Raw genomic sequence first — 19,487 nt, forward strand, 5'->3', positions numbered from 1 at the left:
ATTCTTGGCTCATGATCATTACGACGATTATGTTGATTTGTTCGGGTCTTGTCATGTGGTTCCCGCAATATTTCGCAAAGGGAATCATCATGTGGGCCTACCCTATTCATAATATTGGACTTGGTCTTGCTGCGGCGGTAGCGATCGGCCATATTTATATGTCCGTGGCACTAGCAAAACCATCTTTGCGTGGCATCTTCAAGGGTGATGTAACGGAAGATTATGCAGAACATCATCATGGTCGCTGGTACGATGAATTGAAGGAAGAAGAAAAGAAGAAATCAAAAAAGCATGCCTAAGAAGAACCATTCGAAACTTGATAACAGGATAGAGGGCTATTGAATGATCATGATGTGGAAAGTGCTACCCAACTTTTGGGTAGCCTTTCCTCTATTAATGAAGAGGTGAATAATATGAATGTGCTCAATAAAGAATATCAACAATTGGAAGAACAGATTCAATTGTTAAATGATAAATGGAGTCAGCAATTAGAGGCCGAGAAGTTGATCGATATAGAACAAGTAAGGGCATTGACCCAGTATCCTGTGCTTCCTCAAGTGCAGCTGTCGGTCGATTTTCAACAATATCATCGTTTTATTGAAGAACTGCTTACACTATTAGAAGAGAAGCAGCCTTCACTTGAGGCTGATACTAAAGCGTTAAAATCAAGAATTTCAACAAAAATATTGGAACAGTGGCATCCCGAGGTGCTAACTGTTCATCAGCGTTATTTTCAAGCATTTGCAGAAGAACATCATATTGCAAGCTGGCTTCCTTATTTTGTGGCTGAGCACGCGATCCGTCCATTTCTCCAAAGAGCTACCGCTGAAATAAGAGACGAATTAAAAAAAGCTGATGTTCATGGTTGCTGTCCAGCTTGTGGAGAGGCTCCTCGCCTTGCTATTATTAACAAAAAAGGAAGAAAAGAAGTTACTTGTCCCCGCTGTCATTATGCTTGGGAAGTGAAAAAAATTAACTGTGCCCATTGCGGCAGTGAGGAACCTGGAAAATTGGAAATCCTCAAGGTTGAAAAGGATGATAGTGCGGAGATTCATGTTTGTCATGACTGCAACGGCTATACAAAGGTAATTGATGTTCGCAAAATGATCAAAAAGGACTCCATTGCCCTTCTTGATATTAAATCCATTCATTTAGATTTCATTGCGCAAGAAAACGGATATGGTATGCCTGACGATACGAAAGTAAATTAATATACGGAGCTTATGTTTTTGATGAGGTGGAGAAATGGAAGCGACAGGAATAATATTAGCCGGCGGTAAATCGAGTCGAATGGGTACCAATAAAGCATTATTAAGGATAGACGGAAAATCTGTGATTGAGCATGTGGTGGCAGAGCTAGATTCGATAGTTAACAACATTATCATTGTTACTAACTCGTTTGAAGATTATGCTTTTTTAAATCTTCCCATGGTGGAAGATGAGTGGAAGGGTATGGGGCCGCTTGCAGGTATTCATGCTGGACTAAGCGCAACTAAAACAGAGCAAAATTTGCTTGTTGCCTGCGATATGCCGTTTATTTCGGCGCAACTTGGTTCCGTGCTTCTTGGGCAATTGGCAGAGTACCAAGTAGCAGTACCTAAAATTTCTGATAAGATCCATCCTTTATTTGCCGCTTATCGAAAGGAAGTAAAAGAAGAGGCAAAAGCAGCGCTGGAACAGAAGCAATTGCGGATAAGAGGGATGTTTCGGAATATTCATGTTAAAATAATGGATGAAAAAGAATTGAATGATTACGGCATTAAGCTGAGTGAATCTGACTTATTTAATATGAATCATCCGGAAGAGTATGAGCAGGCCAAGAAGATGAGTATGAAAAATGGCATAAGCAAAGGGTAGAGATGATATGAAATTTTTCCAGGTTAAATCAGTGGAAGAAACTCAAAAGTTAATTCATAAGATGGTAAAACCGCTGACAGAGGCCATTACAATGCCTCTCGATCATGCACTTCATTTCGTTTTAGCTGAAGATATAACTGTACGAGAGAATGTTCCAAATTTCCGCCGTTCTTCTGTTGATGGCTATGCTGTTAGAGCTAAGGATACATTTGGCTCATCAGAGAGCATGCCAGGCTTTTTAACTGTAGTGGGGGAAGTAAAGATGGGACAGGTGCCAGAAAGGCCAATACAAAGCGGAGAAGCGATGTATGTTCCAACTGGAGGAATGCTTCCGGATGGCAGTGATGCTGTTGTTATGATTGAACATTGCGAAGAAATAAGTCACCTTTTGAATTTATATCGGCAAGTTGCACCGGGGGAAAATTTAATATCAATCGGAGAAGATTTAAAAGAAGGTGCGGTGCTTTTAGCTAAAGGAACTAAACTGCGTGCGCAAGAAATTGGCGCTCTTGCTTCCCAAGGAATTCATCAAGTTTCAGTTTGGCGAAAGCCGGTGGTAGGATATTTATCTTCGGGAGATGAGATTGTTCCTATGGAGTCGCCAGATTTGCGAATGGGAGAAGTCCGTGATATGAATGGGGCAACCATTGGCTCATTAGTTAAGCAATGGGGGCTTGATTTTATTTATGGCGGGATTGTCGAAGATAGCCGAGATGAATTGGAAAGACGAGCGAGAGAATTGCTCGATATTTCGGATTGTCTTATCCTTACAGGTGGCAGTTCAGTGGGAACGAAGGATTATTCGGTCGAGGTGATAGAAGCATTGGGAGATCCGGGTGTATATGTCCATGGAATTTCAATTAAACCAGGAAAACCAACGATTTTATCACAAGCAGGAATAAAACCGATTATTGGTCTCCCTGGACATCCAGCTTCAGCGATGATTATTTTTTCGTTATTTGGCAAACCGATTCTCGATATTCTTGGAGGAGGAAGCGTGAATCATTTGAGTCTCACCTTTGCGAAGGTAACAAAAAATATCCCTTCTGCTCCAGGTCGTACTGATTATATTCGCATTCGACTTTTTGAAGAAAATAATGAATGGTATGCCGAGCCGATTTTGGGGAAATCAGGGCTCATCTCTACTCTTGTAAAAAGTGATGGGATGTTGGAAATTGCTTCCGAGAGTGAAGGGATCCATAAAGGAGAGCGAGTACCTGTTATATTATTTCAATGAGGTGTGGAACAATGAAAAAATACAAACGAAAAGTATACCTCCAGGATAAACCTCGAAAAGTGGCAGTAGAAGAGCTTCTCACCCATTTTCGTCCGCGCAGGGAAACGGAGTGGATTGATAGCAATAAGGCATTAGGAAGAATAACAGCGGAGCCAGTATTTGCATTAAATTCAATGCCTCACTACCATGCTTCTGCTATGGATGGAATTGCTGTAAGGGCTGAGGATACTTTTTTGGCTCATGAACAGAATCCAATTCAGCTAAAACGAAATGAAGATTTTGTCTATGTGGACACAGGAAATATTATTCCTTCTCCATACAATGCAGTGATTATGATTGAAAATGTGGACGAGTTATCGGAGGATGTCGTTGAAATTATTGAACCGGCTTCTCCATGGTTGCATATTCGTCCGATAGGTGAAGACATCGTCCAAGAAGAAATGCTTTTTTCGCAAGGACATAAAATTAGACCGGTAGATATAGGGGTATTATTGGCGTCGCAAACGACAAAAATTAAGGTGATGCGTCCGCCTGTTGTAACGATTATTCCAACGGGAAACGAATTAATTGCTCCGAGTGTAGGGGCTGAACCAGGAAAATTAATCGAATTTAATGGTTCTGTAATCGCCAACTACATTTATGAGTGGGGCGGGGCCCCGATCCTGCATGATATTGTAAAGGATCAACCGGAAGAAATTAAGCAAGCTTTGCTACATGCCGTCGAAACTTCCGATATCGTTGTCATCAATGCTGGCTCATCAGCAGGTTCAAAGGACTATACTGTTCATTTAATCAAAGAGCTTGGAGAAGTGTTTACCCATGGTGTGGCTACAAGGCCGGGCAAGCCAGTTATTTTAGGGAAAATAAAAGACACTATTGTCGTTGGAATTCCAGGCTATCCTGTCTCCGCGTATTTATCCCTTGAATGGTTCGTGCGCCCGCTTGTTTGTGCATATTTAGGAACAACAGAACCGAAAAGGCAGACGTTAAGGGTAAAACTTGGGCGCAGGATTGTTTCAACAATGGGGGCCGAAGATTTTGTGCGCATGACGATTGGCTATGTAGGAGGCGAATATATTGCTAATCCCCTAACAAGAGCGGCAGGAGTAACAATGTCTCTTGTGAAAGCAGACGGGTTATTAGTTGTCCCTTCTGAACAATTGGGGTATGAACAAGGGGAATATGTTGAAATAGAGCTTCTTCGTTCCGAGGAGGAAATAAAATCCGCAGTGGTGTTTAATGGCAGCCACGATTTAACCATTGATATTCTCTCATCTTACCTACGAGCACAATCGAACAGTGCCAAAATTATTTCCTCACATGTCGGAAGTATGGCTGGGATTATGGCAATCAGAAAAGGGGAAGCTCACATGGCAGGGGTTCATTTATTGGATCCTGTAACGAAGCAATATAATCTTTCTTATGTGAAGAAGTTTCTTGCGGAGCAAGAAGTCGTTCTTTACCCTTTTTTGAGACGGAAGCAAGGGTGGCTTCTGCCAAAAGGAAATCCGTTAAATATCGAAAATGTTTCTGATATTGCCGAAAAAGGAGCATTGTTCGTAAATCGTCAAAAAGGTGCCGGCACGAGAATCTTATTTGATTTATTATTAAGAGAGCACGGGATAGAGCCAGAACAAATCAATGGTTATGATCGGGAGATGTTTTCCCATCTTAGTGTTGCAGCTGAGGTGAAGGGCAGTCCGAAAGCGGTCGGTCTTGGAATTTACCCGGCAGCAAAGGCGATGGGCTTAGATTTTATTGCGATCGCTGATGAAGAGTACGATCTGCTCATGACGAAGTCTTTCTTTGAAAGTGACCGAGGGCAGCAATTAGTAGGCATCATTCAGTCAAAGGAGTTTCAGGCTAGAGTGGAGGCAATTGGTGGCTATTCTGTTGTAGTAAATGCGGAGCCGAGGAATTTACAATGACGTTGAAGAGGGTGCTAGAAGATGAATTTTGAAATTGCAAAAGAACCAATTAATATACAAGCAGTAATTGATAAGGTTGTACAGCGCAATGCAGGGGCAATTACGACATTTATTGGGACAGTCAGGGAATTAACGAAGGGGAAAAAGACCCTTTATTTAATTTATGAGGCCTATGAGTCAATGGCTGTCAAAAAGCTTGAGCAAATTGGTGATGAAATTAAAGAGCGGTGGCCAGGCGCGGAGGTAGCTATCACCCATCGTGTTGGGAGATTAGACATTACCGATGTAGCGGTAGTGATTGCTGTGTCAACCCCTCACCGTGCTGATGCATATGAAGCCAATCGCCATGCGATCGAGCGAATTAAAGAAATCGTTCCCATTTGGAAGAAGGAGCATTGGGAGGACGGAGAAGAGTGGATTGGTGATCAGCTCGAAAAGGTTGCATATCCTACAGGAAAACCAGAGGAGAAGGATTTATATGAATAAAATTCTATTTTTCGCTCATTTAAAGGATGAGGTTGGTGAAGAAAATATTCGCATCGATGTAGCGGGGAGAACAGTTGCTGAAGTGAAGGAATTACTTGCAGCGGAATATAACCTTCAGAAGCTTGACTCTGCGATGACAGCGATAAATGAAGAATTTGCTTCAAATGAGAATGTTATTGAAGCAGGCGATGAAGTTGCGTTTATTCCTCCTGTGAGCGGAGGTTAATTTCCAGACAGATGACGAACGCTCGCATTTTTCGTTGCTTGCCTTTGTCTGGATACAAATTGCTTTCATTGTAAAGTTACATATATGCCCTGTTAGAGTAACTTCGCATTTCTCAAGGGTGTGTGTGCTTTACAATCAGCCTTTTAGAATGATTTTCATTTAAACTGTCCGTTGGGCAGTTTTTTCTACCTGGAAAGGAGGGATAGTGATGTACGAACGCTATTCAAGACAGATGTTATTTGCTCCGATTGGGAAAAATGGACAAGAGAAGCTGCGAGCAAAGCATGTTCTCATGATTGGTGCAGGCGCACTCGGTTCCAGCAATGGTGAAATATTGACTCGGGCAGGGGTTGGGAAATTAACGATTGTCGATCGGGATTATGTGGAAGCAAGCAATCTCCAGAGACAACAGCTTTATACGGAGGAAGATGTGCTACAAAAACTGCCGAAGGCTGTGGCTGCAGAACGGCGATTAAGAGCGATTAACTCTGATGTAGAGCTTTGTGCCGTAGTTGGTGATGCGACTCCTGAAATGCTTGATGAACTCGTGAAGGGCGTCGATCTCATCCTTGATGCAACTGATAATTTTGAGACAAGAATGGCGCTTAACGATATTGCCCATAAATATCAAATTCCTTGGATTTACGGTGCTTGTGTAGGAAGCTTTGGGATGAGTTTCACGATTATCCCTGGAAAGACGCCATGTCTTAATTGCCTGCTTAAGTCTCTTCCTGTACAGGGAATGACTTGTGATACAGTTGGGATTATTGCCCCAACTGTGCAGATGGTTGTGGCCCATCAAACGGCTGAGGCATTAAAAATTCTCGTGGAAGACTGGGAGGCACTGCGTCACTCTTTCGTCAGCTTCGATTTATGGAGGAATCAATATAGCAGCATGAAAATGTCGAGAGCAAAGGATGAAAGCTGCTTATCCTGTGGTAGTGAGCGAACGTATCCATACTTAAGTCGAGAGAATCTGATGAAATCAGAAGTTTTATGTGGTCGAGACACGGTGCAGATCCGTCCGTCAAAGGAAGGAGAGGTGGATCTCAATGAGCTCGCCGCTCATTTAAGCTCGATTCACTATGAAGTGAAAGGAAATCCATACTTATTATCAATCGAAATGGAAGCTAATCGAATCGTGATTTTTAAAGATGGACGAGCCCTTATCCATGGAACAAAAGATTTAGCACAGGCCCGCTCCATTTACCAAAGATTGCTTGGATAATGTAAATGATGTACCTCTTTGCTGTAATGGCAAGGAGGTTTTTTAAAAAGAGGTGTCCTGAAAGCTAAGTTTGTGGGACACCCTCGAAATGAGTCAATATAACAAGACCTAACGGTTAAGAAGTTGGTGCAGCAGTATTGCTGCCAATCTATACGAAATGGAAAATCTATTAACCTTATCGATTCTTTCTTTTTCCTTTATAATAGGTAGAAGGACATAGGATTAGGAGGGCGAGGATAATGGAAAAGAGAGATGATGAGAAAATATTGGCACAGCTTGATGCAATCATGAATGAACTTGAGCAAGGTAAGGAGCAGACGGCAACTACGGCTGCTTTAGATATAAATAAAAGAACGCCAACTTTTAAAGGCTTTTTAAAAGTAGGTCTTCGGAAGTGGTATTTGAAAATAATCGTTATTTTAGTTGCGCTATTATTGGTTGGAACTGTAATTGGAATTGGAACTTTTAAGCTCTTTTCTGGAGCAGAAGCAAAGGTGGAAAAAGGTAGTTTCATAGAACAGATGAAGGAGCTCTCTTCACTTGCCTCTTCCCAAGCATTTGTAAAGGCCGTGATTGAAAAAGAGGACAACCAGCTATTTGGGAAGGAAATTTCAACGAATATTCCTGGGACAAAAAGAAAGTTATTATTAGTTGTACCTGGAACGGTGACTGCAGGAGTAGACTTAGAAAATGTGGCTGCCGAGAATTTAATAATAGACGAAGAAGAAAAGACGCTAGAAATCACATTGCCTTCTGCGACCATTATTCAAGAGCCAGCATTAGATTTTAATCATGTACAAGCTTTTTCGGTCGAAGGAATTTTTCGTGCGGAGGTCAATTGGGAGGAAGCTTTTGAACTGGCTGCAGAAGCGAAGGAACTCGTGAAGGAAGAGGCGATGGCACAGGGGCTGTTGCAAATGGCTGAGGCAAATGCCGAAAAAACATTGCAGAAGTTTTTTGAACAAATGGGCTATGAGGTGACCGTACACTATGAACATGAATAGTCTCTTGCATCGCGATTGGCGCGAGAAATTGAAATCGGAGATGGAAAAGCGATACTTTCAAGAGCTGATCGATTTTGTGCGAATGGAATATGATCGTACGAACGTCTATCCAGCAAAAGAAAATATATTTCAGGCACTTAACTTAACCTCATTTGATGATGTGAAGGTTGTGATCTTAGGTCAGGATCCTTATCACGGTCCAAATCAAGCACATGGATTGAGCTTTTCTGTTTTACCCGGAGTTCCGATTCCGCCATCACTTAAAAATATTTACAAGGAGCTTGAGGCAGATCTGGGCTGTAACATTCCAGATCATGGCTATTTAAAAAAATGGGCGGAGCAAGGCGTTCTCCTTTTAAACACGGTTCTAACGGTTCGAGCAGGGGAGGCCAACTCCCATCAAGGAAGAGGCTGGGAAACGTTTACGGATAGGATTATTACATGCCTAAATGATAGGGAAACTCCGATTATTTTTGTGCTTTGGGGGAAGCCGGCTCAAAAAAAACGGAGTCTGATTGATGAGCAGAAGCATTTTGTTATTGCTTCTTCCCATCCAAGTCCTTTATCGGCTCATAGAGGCTTTTTTGGAAGTAGGCCGTTCTCGCAAATAAATCAATTATTGAAAAAAAGCAAAAGCGAAGAAATTGATTGGGAACTGAGCTTTGTTTCTGAAATAACAGTAGAAAATGAGTTAAAATGAAAAGGGTTGACGATATTGAAGGAAGAACGAATCAATTGTTTTGCCTGCAAACATTTTTACGTTACGTGGGATAAGAAATTTCCGAAGGGTTGTCGGGCGTTCCAATTTAAAACAAGCAGGCTTCCTTCTCAAGAGGTTTTGCAAGCTTCAGGACATAATTGTTTGAGATACGAGAAGAAATAAGCATTGCGTTGTTCGTTTCCCTCATGGAATCTAGGTCTTTTTTGAAAATCCAGTTCTGTAAGATATGATATGGTAAAGTAGATAACTGTGAGGTGGTAAGATGAATATTTCGATGCAATCATTGCTTGGTAAAATAGAGGAAGAATTAAAGCAGGCGAAACAAAGCGACTCGGAAGTGCGAACAAGAGAAAAGATCTATGCGATTAAAACATTGTGTGAGTTGGTATTGGAGCAGAAGACAAGTCGACAATCCCCAGCACCTATAATAGAACCTCAGCGGGCAGTTCAATACCAACAGCCAGCAAAAATGAAAGTAGACGATGAAGCAAACGGTGATTCCCTGTTTGATTTTTAAACGCTTAGCATTGCTCTGTGCCGCTTAATTTGCAAGAGCTGCATTGTAATGGAGAGTGCTGATAATGGTTAAGGAACAACGCCATTCTATTCATCAAAATTTGCAATTTTTGCGTCAAAGGAGAATGAACATGAAAATATTAATTATTTTAGGTGCGATAAATGCCTTTTTAGCAGTCGCATTAGGTGCTTTTGGAGCGCATGGATTAGAGGGGAAGCTTGAACCAAAATATATAAATATTTGGGAAAAAGCGGTTAAATATCAGATGTTTCACGCAACAGGCTTATTTATTATTGCACTACTGCTTGGCAAATATCCTGCAAGTGCGCTCTTAACGTGGTCTGGTTGGCTCATGTTTATCGGAATCATTCTTTTTGCGGGGAGCCTATACATCCTTGCTGTAACGCAAATATCCGTGCTCGGGGCAATTACTCCATTGGGTGGTATAGCCTTTTTGGCAGCGTGGCTATTGCTTGTGATTGCAGCTGTAAAAATAATGTAAAAACGGGAACCTCAAGGGAGTTCCCGTTTTTACATAGACTTTCAATGTTAATTTTGGGCTCATGTTTTCTTTCAATATATATTGAAAGGCGAGCGCAACTAAGGTTTCACACGAAATGAGCGTTTTATCAACCACTCTGTTTAACAAAGCCTTTTCATAAAGTTTTAAGATGGTGCATACGCTTTTTTATCTCGGAGGGTAGGCGGTTGCCCCTGGTACTCCGTATGGATAGTCGTACTCTAATTCCTCATCAAATGTGGCATAGCCGAAGTAAACCATTGGAATCAGATAGCGCGTTCCAGACTCCGGATCACTAATAATCAGATGGTCTCTTCCAGCTGCTTCAATAATTCCTCTAAAGGTTCGTGTTGATGGACCTTCAGCAGATACTGTGTCGAACATTGCATACACCGTGACTAATTTCCCTCTGTTTAAACGTAAAATGTTTTCAATATAAGACTGTTCCAGCGGCAGCATTCCTGGAATCTGCTGTGTCGGCTGTTGTCCTCCGGCAGTTGGAAACATGGTTCCTGTCTGCACAGGAGGCGTTGTCGGTGCTTGACCTGTCGGAGCGGCATATCCGTAGTTGGGCTGCTGGTATCCATAATAGGGTGTTTTTGAATAAGAATTGGGATTGTACGTCAATTGACTTCCCTCCTAAATATGAATGTAATTTTAATATTTTCTTACACTAGACAAAAAACGAAACGATTTTGGACGGATCTTCATTAATGAAGCATTGCTATTAAGAAAAAAGTTGAGCTATCACTATATATATTTTTCCATGTGAAGAATATGTTCGTTTTTTACATATGAAAGCTATGATAAATTAGATCCTAATGAATAGTTATGATTCTATTTTTTCTTTTATGACAACAGACAAGCTGGGAATGTTATGATGAAATTAGAAGATTTAAGGCAAAAAAGGATCTTTAGTATGTACTAAAGAGCAACTGGAGCCTACTGAAGGTCATTGTGTCGTCTTTACTGAAGCAGCATTATACCGCAAAAATACACAATTTTATGCGCGCATTTAAGTGCACGCATCATTTTCTACGGATTTCATGAAGATTGTTCTAATAACGGGGAACGTCTACATAATGATTTATTTCAGGGTATAATTTTTTAAAGGGCAGCCCAAAAGCCTTCGCTTTTAAGACGCCCTTTGTACGAAAATAATTAATTTACGTGTAAAAATGATTCAATTCGGTCAACTTCTAAAATGTTTCCAACAAAGAATGAACCGAATTCTCCGTAACGTGCACTCACTTCATCGAAACGCATTTCGTAAACAAGTTTTTTGAACTGGAGAACATCATCAGAGAAAAGCGTTACACCCCATTCATAGTCATCAAAACCAACAGAACCAGTAATGATTTGCTTTACTTTACCAGCATAGCTTCGTCCGATCATCCCGTGGCTGCGCATTAAGCTGCGTCTTTCTTCCATTGGAAGCATGTACCAGTTGTCTTCCCCTTGGCGGCGCTTATCCATTGGATAGAAGCAAATATATTTTGCTTTTGGAAGCGTTGGATAAAGCCGAGCCAGAATTTCAGGGTTTTGGTATGGATCTTGATCAGATGGTAAATAATTGCCTAACTCTACCACTGAAACATACGAATGAGTAGGTACTGTAAACTCAGCCAATTTTGTTTTGTTGAACTCTGTTTCAATTTCATTTAATTCTTCCATTGTTGGGCGTAAAATCATCATCATAAAATCTGCTTTTTGACCAACAACCGTATATAGTGCATGACTCCCTTTTTTATCGTCTTGTGTACGGTTCCATTTTTCGATTAGACCTAAAAACTCGTGAATGGCTGCTTGTCTTTCTTCTGGCGATATCATTTTCCAAGTCGTCCAGTCCATTGCACGGAAATCATGTAGGCAATACCAACCATCGAGCGTTTTAACCGCTTCACTCATACTAATCACTCCTAAAATATATACTAAAATGTGGCGATTTCAATAGAAATCGATTCACTAATTAAAATTACTATAACATAGTTTCACCATTAAAAATATGAATAAACCTTGAATGTGAAAACCATTTCCATTTCAGGGGAAATAAGGGAATTTTAGTTGGTTAAATCCATGATTTTTTGTGAATAGTAAAAAAGAAACTCAACATTTAAATATTCAACTTTTAAGAATATATAAACTTTTATGAAGTAAACGTTCTCATTTGCTTGACTTCTTGAAAATTTATATGAGAAGGGTATGCTAATGAAGGCGGCTCTTTTTGCCCCGTGAAAAAATATAGATAGGTTTAAGCAGATGAATAATTGAAATTATTTTTTAAATATAAGCTTTGTTAAATAGAATTGTTGTTAAAATGATTTTGGGCTCATTGCATGTGAAACCAAAGTTTCACATGCCTTTCAGTATAACTGAAAGGTAGGAGAGAAATGGGCAAAAAATCAACACCGACATATAACAGAGCCTAAATATAAGGAGGATGACATATGAGTGATCTATTTTCAGCGTTAAAAGAAAAGGTAAGCAGCAAGCAAGTGAAGATCGTTTTTCCAGAAGGCTTGGATGAAAGAATTATTGCAGCAGCAGCTAGATTAGCAGACGAAAAAGTATTAACACCTATTCTTATTGGGAACGTTGAAGAAATTGAAGAGAAGGCAAAAAGCTTGAAAGCTTCCCTAAACGGAATGGAAATTTACGATCCGAAAGCTTATGAGCATATGGAGGAGTTAGTTGCTTCTTTTGTTGAAAGAAGAAAAGGGAAGGCAACCGAAGAGGATGCCAGAAAAATCCTTTTAGATGAAAATTACTTCGGAACGATGCTTGTACATACGAATAAAGCAGACGGTCTAGTGAGTGGTGCAGCTCATTCAACAGCGGACACCGTTCGCCCGGCACTACAAATTATTAAAACAAAAGCAGGAGTGAAAAAGACATCTGGTGTATTCATCATGGTTCGTGGCGATGAAAAATATGTCTTTGCTGATTGTGCGATTAATATTTCCCCAGACAGTCAAGATTTAGCGGAAATAGCTCTTGAGAGCGCAGCTACAGCGAAAATGTTTAATATTGATCCGCGCGTAGCAATGCTAAGTTTCTCAACAAAAGGTTCAGCAAAATCACCGGAAACTGAAAAGGTATCAGAAGCGGTTAAAATAGCTCAACAACTAAACCCTGAACTTGTTTTGGATGGTGAGTTCCAATTTGATGCTGCTTTTGTTCCGTCAGTTGCGGAGAAAAAGGCGCCAAATTCCCCTCTTAAAGGTGACGCAAATGTATTTGTTTTCCCAAGCTTAGAAGCTGGAAACATTGGTTATAAAATTGCGCAACGCCTTGGAAATTTTGAAGCGGTAGGACCAATTCTTCAAGGATTAAATCGTCCGGTTAATGATTTATCAAGAGGTTGTAATGAAGAAGATGTATACAAGCTTTCTCTTATTACTGCGGCGCAAGCTTTAGAACAATAATTTCTTTGCTGCCTTTTCTTTAAGGGAGGTGGCAAGAAGAGCAAAAGGGTATTCCACAGGGGCAGATGCTTAATGGGATACCCTTTTGCCAGTTATTTCTGCCGAAGGGAGCCAAGCTTTTAACTTGCCTCCCTTATATGTGTTGTTTTTTCATCAAAAAGAAAACATAATATAATAAATGGATCAATAAAAGCGAGTAGAAGGAGAAAACAAAGGGATGCAGGAAGACTTATTAAGTCAAAAAGTGTGGCGAGTGATAGACCAATCGGTTGTTGGCTTGCATGTAAATGCTCTTCAATCTTTTGGCATGGATGATTGTTTATGTGCTTCGGTTGGATCAGGCCTGTCACCAGCAACAGCGAGGTCCTGGGTTCATCATAATACGGTCGTTTTGGGGATACAGGATACGAAGCTGCCGTATTTAACGGATGGATTGAAGCACTTGGAGGAACGTGGTTACCGCTACATTGTGAGAAATTCAGGTGGGTTGGCAGTTGTCCTCGACGAGGGTGTCTTAAATGTGTCGCTTATTTTCCCAGAAACAGAGAAGGGCATAGATATAAATCGCGGCTATGATGCAATGCTCACATTAGTTGCAGCGATGTTTGCCGATCTAAATGTAGAAATTGAGGCACGGGAAATTGTCGGCTCATATTGCCCCGGTAGCTATGACTTAAGCATTGCCGGAAAAAAGTTCGCTGGCATATCGCAAAGACGTTTGCGCAGAGGAGTTGCTGTGCAAATTTATCTCTGTGTCAATGGGAGCGGAGGTGAACGGGCTCACCTCATTCAAGCGTTTTATCGATTAGGAAAAAGGCATTCTGAAACAAAGTTTGAATATCCAGAAATTAATCCGGTTGTTATGGCCTCATTAGCAGAATTAACGCACCAGAATTTAAAGGTAGAAGATGTCATGTTGCGCTTATTGCAAGTTCTGCGAAAGAAAAGTGAACATTTATATGCAGGAACCTTAACTAAAGAAGAACTGCCGCTATATCAGAGTTATTATGAAAGGGTAGTCGAACGCAATCAAAAGATCCTTTTCGGACAGTAAAAAAGCCGTAGCATTTTGTTTTGCTACGGCTTTCTTAAGAAAGATATTGTTACCAACCCTTCTCCTTGAAAGAAAATCTTTTTATCGATAAGCTTTGTCATATGTCGGTGATGCTCCTTGGCTTATGTGCGAAATCAAGGTTTCATACAACATGAACCAATAAAAGATTTATCACCCATTTTGTTTAAACGAGGCCTATGGCTAAGTTCAGACGTATTCTTCGTCCCATTACTTCATTACTCAGCTACTTTTTCTAGATTTCCATTGCGATCCATCTTAAATGTGGAGGCAGGACGCTCTTCCTCCTCAAATAAAACAAGTTTTCTTGCCCGATTCATGATTTTCATGAGGGTCTCGTAATCTTCTTGGATGGTGACAGTGTTTTGTTCCAACTGCTCGATTTTTGCTTGCAGTTCCTGGTTTGTTTTACGCATTTCGGCATTTTCACGTTTCAATCTTTCATTCTCACTTTTTAATATATCAACCTGAAAATTAGAACTATCTAGATTCTGTAAATAGGAGATCACCATTTCCAAATTTAGTTGTCCAGTATATGTTTGTGTTGCAACAGGTGTTGCTACACTCATTTCGCCGCTTGGTTGTACGTCTGTCTCTGCTGTTTGAGACAAAAAGGTCATCTCGTCCATCGAAGGAGTGGGCGGTGAATATAGTAATTTCTTTTTTCCACCTTGTTCCTTCCCTAGCATTCTTTGCCTTTGTTTGCGTTGCTTTTTTGCTAACTGCAGCGCTTTTTCGTAGCGATGTCTAACAACTGCATTCCACCGGAATCCACATGCTGCCGAAGTTCGATTAAGCTTATCACCAACCTCTTCAAATGCATTTAACTGTGTGCTTCCTTCGCGTACATGTCTTAGTACAGTTTCTGCTAACAATAAATCATTTTCGTCTGTCCATGCGTCTTGACGAACCTTCATTTTTTTCAACCCCTTATGTGTTTAATTCTAATTTTTTATCGTGCTTAGTCACAGGATGACCAGTTTTGCAAAGGTTTATACAAAAGTGATTAAAAGGATAGTAGATTTTTTAAAATTTTTCCAAATCGATAGAGATGTGTGAACTTGCAATCGGCTAAGAGAAGAGGTAAAATGGCGAATGTGTAAATTCATTATTTAAGCCTTATGATTGGCAAAAAAGTATAATTATATCCGTATAGATGATCGATTGATAGAAAGGGTTGTAATACTATGGCAAACGAATTTCGAGTTTGCGATGATTGTCAGGCCGTGAACTTAAAAACATTGATTCCGAAACTAAAAGCCATCGATCCCGATGCGACAATTGATATTGGCTGTCAATCTTATTGTGGCCCTGGGCGAAAGAAGACTTTTGCTTTTGTTAATAATCGTCCGTTGGCTGCGTTAACAGAAGAGGAATTAATGGAAAAAGTGAATAAAAAATTAAAAAAATAATGTGTTATTTCCAAACTTCAATCACCTTTCTTGCATCTTCATTAAAGGTGATTTTTTTTTGATTATAGGACTTTTGTCGAATTTTCTCTGTTTTTCTCATTTTGTAATGATCTGTAAATGGAACAAGGATATAATGTATTATTAGATAAGTTTGTTTAGAATCGATGCCGGAATGTTTTGTGGAAAGGAGGTAGAAAATGCATTACGCTGAGCAAAAGCTGAAGGAAGAGAAGGTATTTAAAGATCCTGTACACCGCTATGTTCATGTTCGGGATCAAGTGATTTGGGATTTGATCGGTACAAAGGAATTTCAAAGGCTTAGAAGAATTAAACAATTAGGGACAAGCTTTTTAACCTTCCACGGCGCAGAACATAGCCGTTTTAATCATTCTCTAGGAGTGTATGAAATTATCCGTAGAATTGTCGATGATGTTTTCGTCGATAGGCCGAAATGGAATAAAGAGGATCGCTTGCTGTCTCTTTGCGCAGGGTTACTTCATGATCTTGGCCATGGTCCTTTCTCCCATTCCTTTGAAAAAGTATTTGCCCTCGATCATGAATATTTCACCCAGGCCATTATTTTAGGGAACACGGAAGTGAATACTGTCCTTTCCAGAGTGGAGCCCAATTTTCCAAAACGTGTGGCAGAGGTAATTGGAAAGACGTCTGAGAACAAAATTGTGATCAGTTTAATCTCGAGCCAAATCGATTCAGACCGAATGGATTATTTACAAAGAGATGCCTATTTTACCGGTGTGAGCTACGGTCATTTTGATATGGAAAGAATTTTGCGTGTGATGCGCCCCCATGAGGATCAGGTCGTCATTAAAAAAACTGGGATGCACGCTGTAGAAGATTACATTATGAGCCGGTATCAAATGTACTGGCAAGTATACTTTCACCCTGTGACTCGGAGTGCGGAAGTCATTTTGACGAAAATCTTGCACCGAGCAAAAGAACTGTACCATGATCAATACATTTTTCAGCAAGAACCAACCCATTTTACCTCCATTTTTGAAGACACTCTCACCTTAGAAGACTATTTAAAGTTGGATGAATCCATTATACTCTACTATTTTCAAATGTGGCAGGATGAAGAGGATGACATATTAAGCGATTTATGTAAGCGATTTGTGAATCGAAATCTATTTAAGTATGTGGAATTTGATCCTGCGAAGGAATATAAGAAGCTGGCAGAACTCTCGACGCTTTTTATCAAGGCTGGATTGGACCCAGAATATTATTTAGTTGTCGATTCCTCATCGGACCTTCCTTATGACTTCTATCGACCAGGAGAAGAGGAGGAGAGGCTTCCTATTCAACTACTTATGGGCAATGGGGACATTCGAGAACTTTCCCGTGAGTCTGAGATTGTCGATGCGATTTCTGGAAAAAGAAGAACCGATCATAAGCTCTATTATCCAGAGGATTTATTAATCGATGATACGACAAAGAAAAATATAAAAAAGCAAATACGAACGCTTTTAGAATTATAAGGAGTTGACCTTGTCTTGTTAAAAGATCATGCCAAGCTGATGCAAGCACTTGCCGCTTCAGGTGAAATAACTGGTCGGAAGAAGCTGCAAAAGATGATATATATTGCGAAGAAAATAACATTCCCATTTCAGGAACGATTTCAATTTCATTTTTACGGGCCATATTCAGAAGAACTGACCTTACGCATGGAAGAGCTTTGTAATATGGGTTTTGTCGATGAAGTGAAAGAGAATAAAGGTGGATATTATCAATATCGTTATACATTAACGGAAACAGGTAAAGAGTTTCTTAGTTTAAATGAAATTGATATGCCATGCCTTGAGGATTGCATGACCGACATGAATGAGCAAAGTGCACGATTTCTTGAACTTGTATCGACCATTCTTTATTTTGACAGCCTCGATAGAAAAGAGGTCGAGGAAAAAGTTCATACTCTTAAAAAGAAGCAAAATTATACGGGGGAAGAAATCGATCAAGCATATGCATATATTGAACAGCTCCACCAAAAAGCCAAGCCTCACGCATAGAGGAATTAAAATAAGTAATAGCATATAGCTGCTTTTACGTTAAATTAGGAAAAAACACTGCACCAGACATTAATGTTCGTGCAGTGTTTTATTGTAATGTTTAATAATGCTTATTGATCGCTTAAACGTTTCCCGGCAACGGCATAATGATTTTTGGACATTTCTTCAATAAAGACAACGATGCTTTCCTGTTTAGCTCCTGTTGTTTCCTTTACCGCCTCAGTGACTTTTTCCACCAACGCTTTTTTTTGTTCCTCAGTACGACCTTCAAGCATTTTCACTGTTACGTATGGCATGATCATTCCTCCTCTTATGTAATTCAATCACAAGTAGTGTTCCATATTTTCAGTGGATATGCAAGGGGCAGCTGTGAAACTTCCTCTTTTCCCTTTCTGAAAAGAATCATGTATACTTTAAATGGAATAAATTCTTTTATTTATTAGTCACCAATAACTAACTAGATAAGTGGCGGCTGTCATATATCTCAAACATTAAATATTTTGGCAAACTGTGTAGGAAAGAGATTGAATACATAAAATGAATATGGAGGAGTTTTACGGTTGGAACAATTTTTAGCATTTCCCATAAATCAAATTCCGTATGTGGTGATTACCTTAATGGTTGCATTTACGGTACATGAATTTGCCCATGCCTATGTAGCGTACCGTTTTGGTGATCCTACAGCGAAAAATCAAGGGAGATTAACGTTAAACCCCATTCATCATCTTGACCCAATTGGTACGATCCTCATTTTTATTGCCGGTTTTGGCTGGGCAAGACCTGTCCCTGTGAACCGTTTCTTTTTCAAAAAGCCGCGCCTAGCGAGTATTATGGTTTCAATTGCAGGGCCGTTGAGTAATTTGGTTATGGGCTGTATCGGCTTTATTATTTGGTATGTCCTTGTGGGAACAGGACTTGCTGTAGAAGCGCCTATTTATGTGTCAGAGTTTCTTGATATGTTTATTAAGTTAAATTTGCTCTTGTTTGTTTTTAACTTATTGCCGTTCCCACCCCTCGACGGTTATCGTATTATTGAGGATTTAGTACCTGCGACCGTTCGACCGAAGCTGACGCAGTTCGAACAATACGGCTCCATTATTTTTTTAATTTTAGTCATTACTCCGTTGGATCAATATACGATTCACCCCATTTTAAATACTTTTTACCCGGCAATTGTCGGAGGACTAAATGACTTTTTCTATTACTTATTAACATAATGCTTGAAAGGGAGGAATTCCGATGACTGAGAAGAAAAAAAAGGTTGGTTTCAATATTATTAAAAGCGATCCGATGGATGGTCATAAAGGATTTGGTGTTGGAACTTTAAGTTTAGATAATATTTCACCAGTTATTATTGATGTTGAGGCAGGAGAAGCGGTCGTCGATATTGGAGCATTGCATGCCCGAAGTGCAGTAGAAAAACGAATTAAATTTTTAAAAAATAAAGAGGAAGTTCCGAACGGAAAGCCTTACTGGTTAGTATGGGTCACCATCGATCGCAATGAAGAAGGACCTTATTATGCAGGGGTTACTGCTTGTGAAATGACTGTTGATCAGGAAATTCGCAGAGGGTATAAATCCCTTCCCGAACATGTGAATCGTATGGATAAATCGCTGAAGCGCCATATTATTGTGGAGCATATGGATGAGAAATCGAAACGGGTTTTAGCTGACTTTCTAAGGTCACATAATGAAGATATGTGGGAGAGGTCATCCCAACAGTTGAAGGATGATTTAATGGTATCAGGCGGTTGATAACCGCCGTTTTCTTTGGTGCTTGCTTGTCTACCATTTCTTTATCTACCATGGTCATTCCGCTCCTCTAAAGCT

At 40.1% G+C, this 19,487-nt stretch carries 23 protein-coding genes; 19 read left to right on the forward strand and 4 right to left on the reverse strand.

Annotated features, from left to right (window positions below; all coding sequences use genetic code 11):
* The 12 genes from FCJ93_RS25415 to FCJ93_RS08545 all read left to right on the forward strand — a co-directional run.
* Window positions 1-299: cytochrome b/b6 domain-containing protein (locus FCJ93_RS25415; RefSeq protein ID WP_328591998.1), on the forward strand; the 299-nt coding region annotated here is incomplete at its 5' end.
* Between the two features lie 114 nt (window positions 300-413).
* A complete protein-coding gene (locus tag FCJ93_RS08490) occupies window positions 414-1,211 on the forward strand; it encodes a formate dehydrogenase accessory protein FdhE (protein WP_137743439.1) in 798 nt (265 codons plus the stop codon).
* A gap of 34 nt (window positions 1,212-1,245) precedes the next feature.
* A complete protein-coding gene (mobA, locus tag FCJ93_RS08495; protein WP_137743440.1) occupies window positions 1,246-1,857 on the forward strand; it encodes a molybdenum cofactor guanylyltransferase in 612 nt (203 codons plus the stop codon).
* A gap of 7 nt (window positions 1,858-1,864) precedes the next feature.
* Window positions 1,865-3,094, forward strand: a complete 1,230-nt coding sequence (locus FCJ93_RS08500) for a molybdopterin molybdotransferase MoeA (RefSeq protein ID WP_137743441.1) — start codon at window positions 1,865-1,867, stop codon at window positions 3,092-3,094.
* A gap of 11 nt (window positions 3,095-3,105) precedes the next feature.
* Window positions 3,106-5,022 carry a molybdopterin biosynthesis protein gene (locus FCJ93_RS08505; protein WP_137743442.1) on the forward strand — a complete coding sequence of 639 codons (1,917 nt, stop codon included), beginning with the start codon at window positions 3,106-3,108 and terminating at the stop codon, window positions 5,020-5,022.
* Window positions 5,023-5,043: 21 nt separating this feature from the next.
* Window positions 5,044-5,508, forward strand: a complete 465-nt coding sequence (locus FCJ93_RS08510; protein ID WP_095312234.1) for a molybdenum cofactor biosynthesis protein MoaE — start codon at window positions 5,044-5,046, stop codon at window positions 5,506-5,508.
* The gene (gene moaD / locus FCJ93_RS08515) at window positions 5,501-5,734 is read left to right on the forward strand and encodes a molybdopterin converting factor subunit 1 (protein WP_137743443.1); all 234 of its coding nucleotides are present in this window, start codon (window positions 5,501-5,503) and stop codon (window positions 5,732-5,734) included. Before FCJ93_RS08510 ends, moaD begins: the two co-directional genes overlap by 8 nt.
* A gap of 208 nt (window positions 5,735-5,942) precedes the next feature.
* Entirely contained in the window at window positions 5,943-6,962 is a 1,020-nt protein-coding gene (locus tag FCJ93_RS08520; protein ID WP_095312229.1) for a thiazole biosynthesis adenylyltransferase ThiF, read from the forward strand.
* A 239-nt stretch (window positions 6,963-7,201) separates the two neighbouring features.
* On the forward strand, window positions 7,202-7,966 hold the full coding sequence (locus FCJ93_RS08525) for a DUF4230 domain-containing protein (RefSeq protein ID WP_137743444.1): 765 nt from the start codon (window positions 7,202-7,204) through the stop codon (window positions 7,964-7,966).
* The gene (locus FCJ93_RS08530) at window positions 7,959-8,666 is read left to right on the forward strand and encodes a uracil-DNA glycosylase (RefSeq protein ID WP_170211277.1); all 708 of its coding nucleotides are present in this window, start codon (window positions 7,959-7,961) and stop codon (window positions 8,664-8,666) included. The genes FCJ93_RS08525 and FCJ93_RS08530 overlap by 8 nt, the downstream gene beginning before the upstream one ends.
* 283 nt (window positions 8,667-8,949) lie before the next feature.
* Complete coding sequence (locus FCJ93_RS08540; RefSeq protein WP_095312218.1) at window positions 8,950-9,204, forward strand: YwdI family protein; 255 nt, start codon at window positions 8,950-8,952, stop codon at window positions 9,202-9,204.
* Between the two features lie 130 nt (window positions 9,205-9,334).
* Window positions 9,335-9,706, forward strand: coding sequence for a DUF423 domain-containing protein (locus FCJ93_RS08545; protein WP_095312261.1), 372 nt, complete (start codon window positions 9,335-9,337; stop codon window positions 9,704-9,706).
* 186 nt (window positions 9,707-9,892) lie between these two features.
* Here FCJ93_RS08545 and gerQ read toward each other — a convergent pair whose 3' ends face one another.
* Window positions 9,893-10,351, reverse strand: a complete 459-nt coding sequence (gene gerQ / locus FCJ93_RS08550; protein WP_095312215.1) for a spore coat protein GerQ — start codon at window positions 10,349-10,351, stop codon at window positions 9,893-9,895.
* Window positions 10,352-10,885: 534 nt separating this feature from the next.
* Complete coding sequence (gene hemQ / locus FCJ93_RS08555; RefSeq protein WP_095312211.1) at window positions 10,886-11,632, reverse strand: hydrogen peroxide-dependent heme synthase; 747 nt, start codon at window positions 11,630-11,632, stop codon at window positions 10,886-10,888.
* Between the two features lie 539 nt (window positions 11,633-12,171).
* Between hemQ and pta the strand changes: the two genes are divergently transcribed.
* Entirely contained in the window at window positions 12,172-13,149 is a 978-nt protein-coding gene (gene pta, locus FCJ93_RS08560; RefSeq protein WP_095312208.1) for a phosphate acetyltransferase, read from the forward strand.
* A 217-nt stretch (window positions 13,150-13,366) separates the two neighbouring features.
* Window positions 13,367-14,203, forward strand: coding sequence for a lipoate--protein ligase family protein (locus FCJ93_RS08565; RefSeq protein ID WP_095312205.1), 837 nt, complete (start codon window positions 13,367-13,369; stop codon window positions 14,201-14,203).
* A 236-nt stretch (window positions 14,204-14,439) separates the two neighbouring features.
* Here the strand turns inward: FCJ93_RS08565 and FCJ93_RS08570 are convergent, their stop codons facing one another.
* On the reverse strand, window positions 14,440-15,138 hold the full coding sequence (locus tag FCJ93_RS08570; RefSeq protein ID WP_137743447.1) for an RsfA family transcriptional regulator: 699 nt from the start codon (window positions 15,136-15,138) through the stop codon (window positions 14,440-14,442).
* A gap of 270 nt (window positions 15,139-15,408) precedes the next feature.
* On the opposite strand from FCJ93_RS08570, the gene FCJ93_RS08575 reads away from it, so the two are divergent.
* The 3 genes from FCJ93_RS08575 to FCJ93_RS08585 all read left to right on the forward strand — a co-directional run bounded on the left by FCJ93_RS08575 (window position 15,409) and on the right by FCJ93_RS08585 (window position 17,657).
* Window positions 15,409-15,633 carry a DUF1450 domain-containing protein gene (locus tag FCJ93_RS08575; RefSeq protein WP_095312200.1) on the forward strand — a complete coding sequence of 75 codons (225 nt, stop codon included), beginning with the start codon at window positions 15,409-15,411 and terminating at the stop codon, window positions 15,631-15,633.
* 197 nt (window positions 15,634-15,830) lie between these two features.
* Window positions 15,831-17,129 carry an HD domain-containing protein gene (locus tag FCJ93_RS08580; protein WP_137743448.1) on the forward strand — a complete coding sequence of 433 codons (1,299 nt, stop codon included), beginning with the start codon at window positions 15,831-15,833 and terminating at the stop codon, window positions 17,127-17,129.
* Between the two features lie 15 nt (window positions 17,130-17,144).
* A complete protein-coding gene (locus FCJ93_RS08585) occupies window positions 17,145-17,657 on the forward strand; it encodes a YwgA family protein (RefSeq protein ID WP_137743449.1) in 513 nt (170 codons plus the stop codon).
* Window positions 17,658-17,767: 110 nt separating this feature from the next.
* Here the strand turns inward: FCJ93_RS08585 and FCJ93_RS08590 are convergent, their stop codons facing one another.
* Window positions 17,768-17,953: a 2-hydroxymuconate tautomerase gene (locus FCJ93_RS08590; protein ID WP_137743450.1), complete on the reverse strand. Its 186-nt coding sequence runs from the start codon at window positions 17,951-17,953 to the stop codon at window positions 17,768-17,770.
* Between the two features lie 264 nt (window positions 17,954-18,217).
* On the opposite strand from FCJ93_RS08590, the gene FCJ93_RS08595 reads away from it, so the two are divergent.
* Both FCJ93_RS08595 and FCJ93_RS08600 read left to right on the forward strand, forming a co-directional pair.
* A complete protein-coding gene (locus FCJ93_RS08595) occupies window positions 18,218-18,874 on the forward strand; it encodes a site-2 protease family protein (RefSeq protein WP_137743451.1) in 657 nt (218 codons plus the stop codon).
* 22 nt (window positions 18,875-18,896) lie between these two features.
* Entirely contained in the window at window positions 18,897-19,412 is a 516-nt protein-coding gene (locus tag FCJ93_RS08600; protein WP_137743452.1) for a YwhD family protein, read from the forward strand.
* Window positions 19,413-19,487: the final 75 nt, after the last annotated feature.

Source organism: Robertmurraya siralis (genome assembly GCF_005502275.1).
GTDB lineage: Bacteria > Bacillota > Bacilli > Bacillales > Cytobacillaceae > Robertmurraya > Robertmurraya siralis.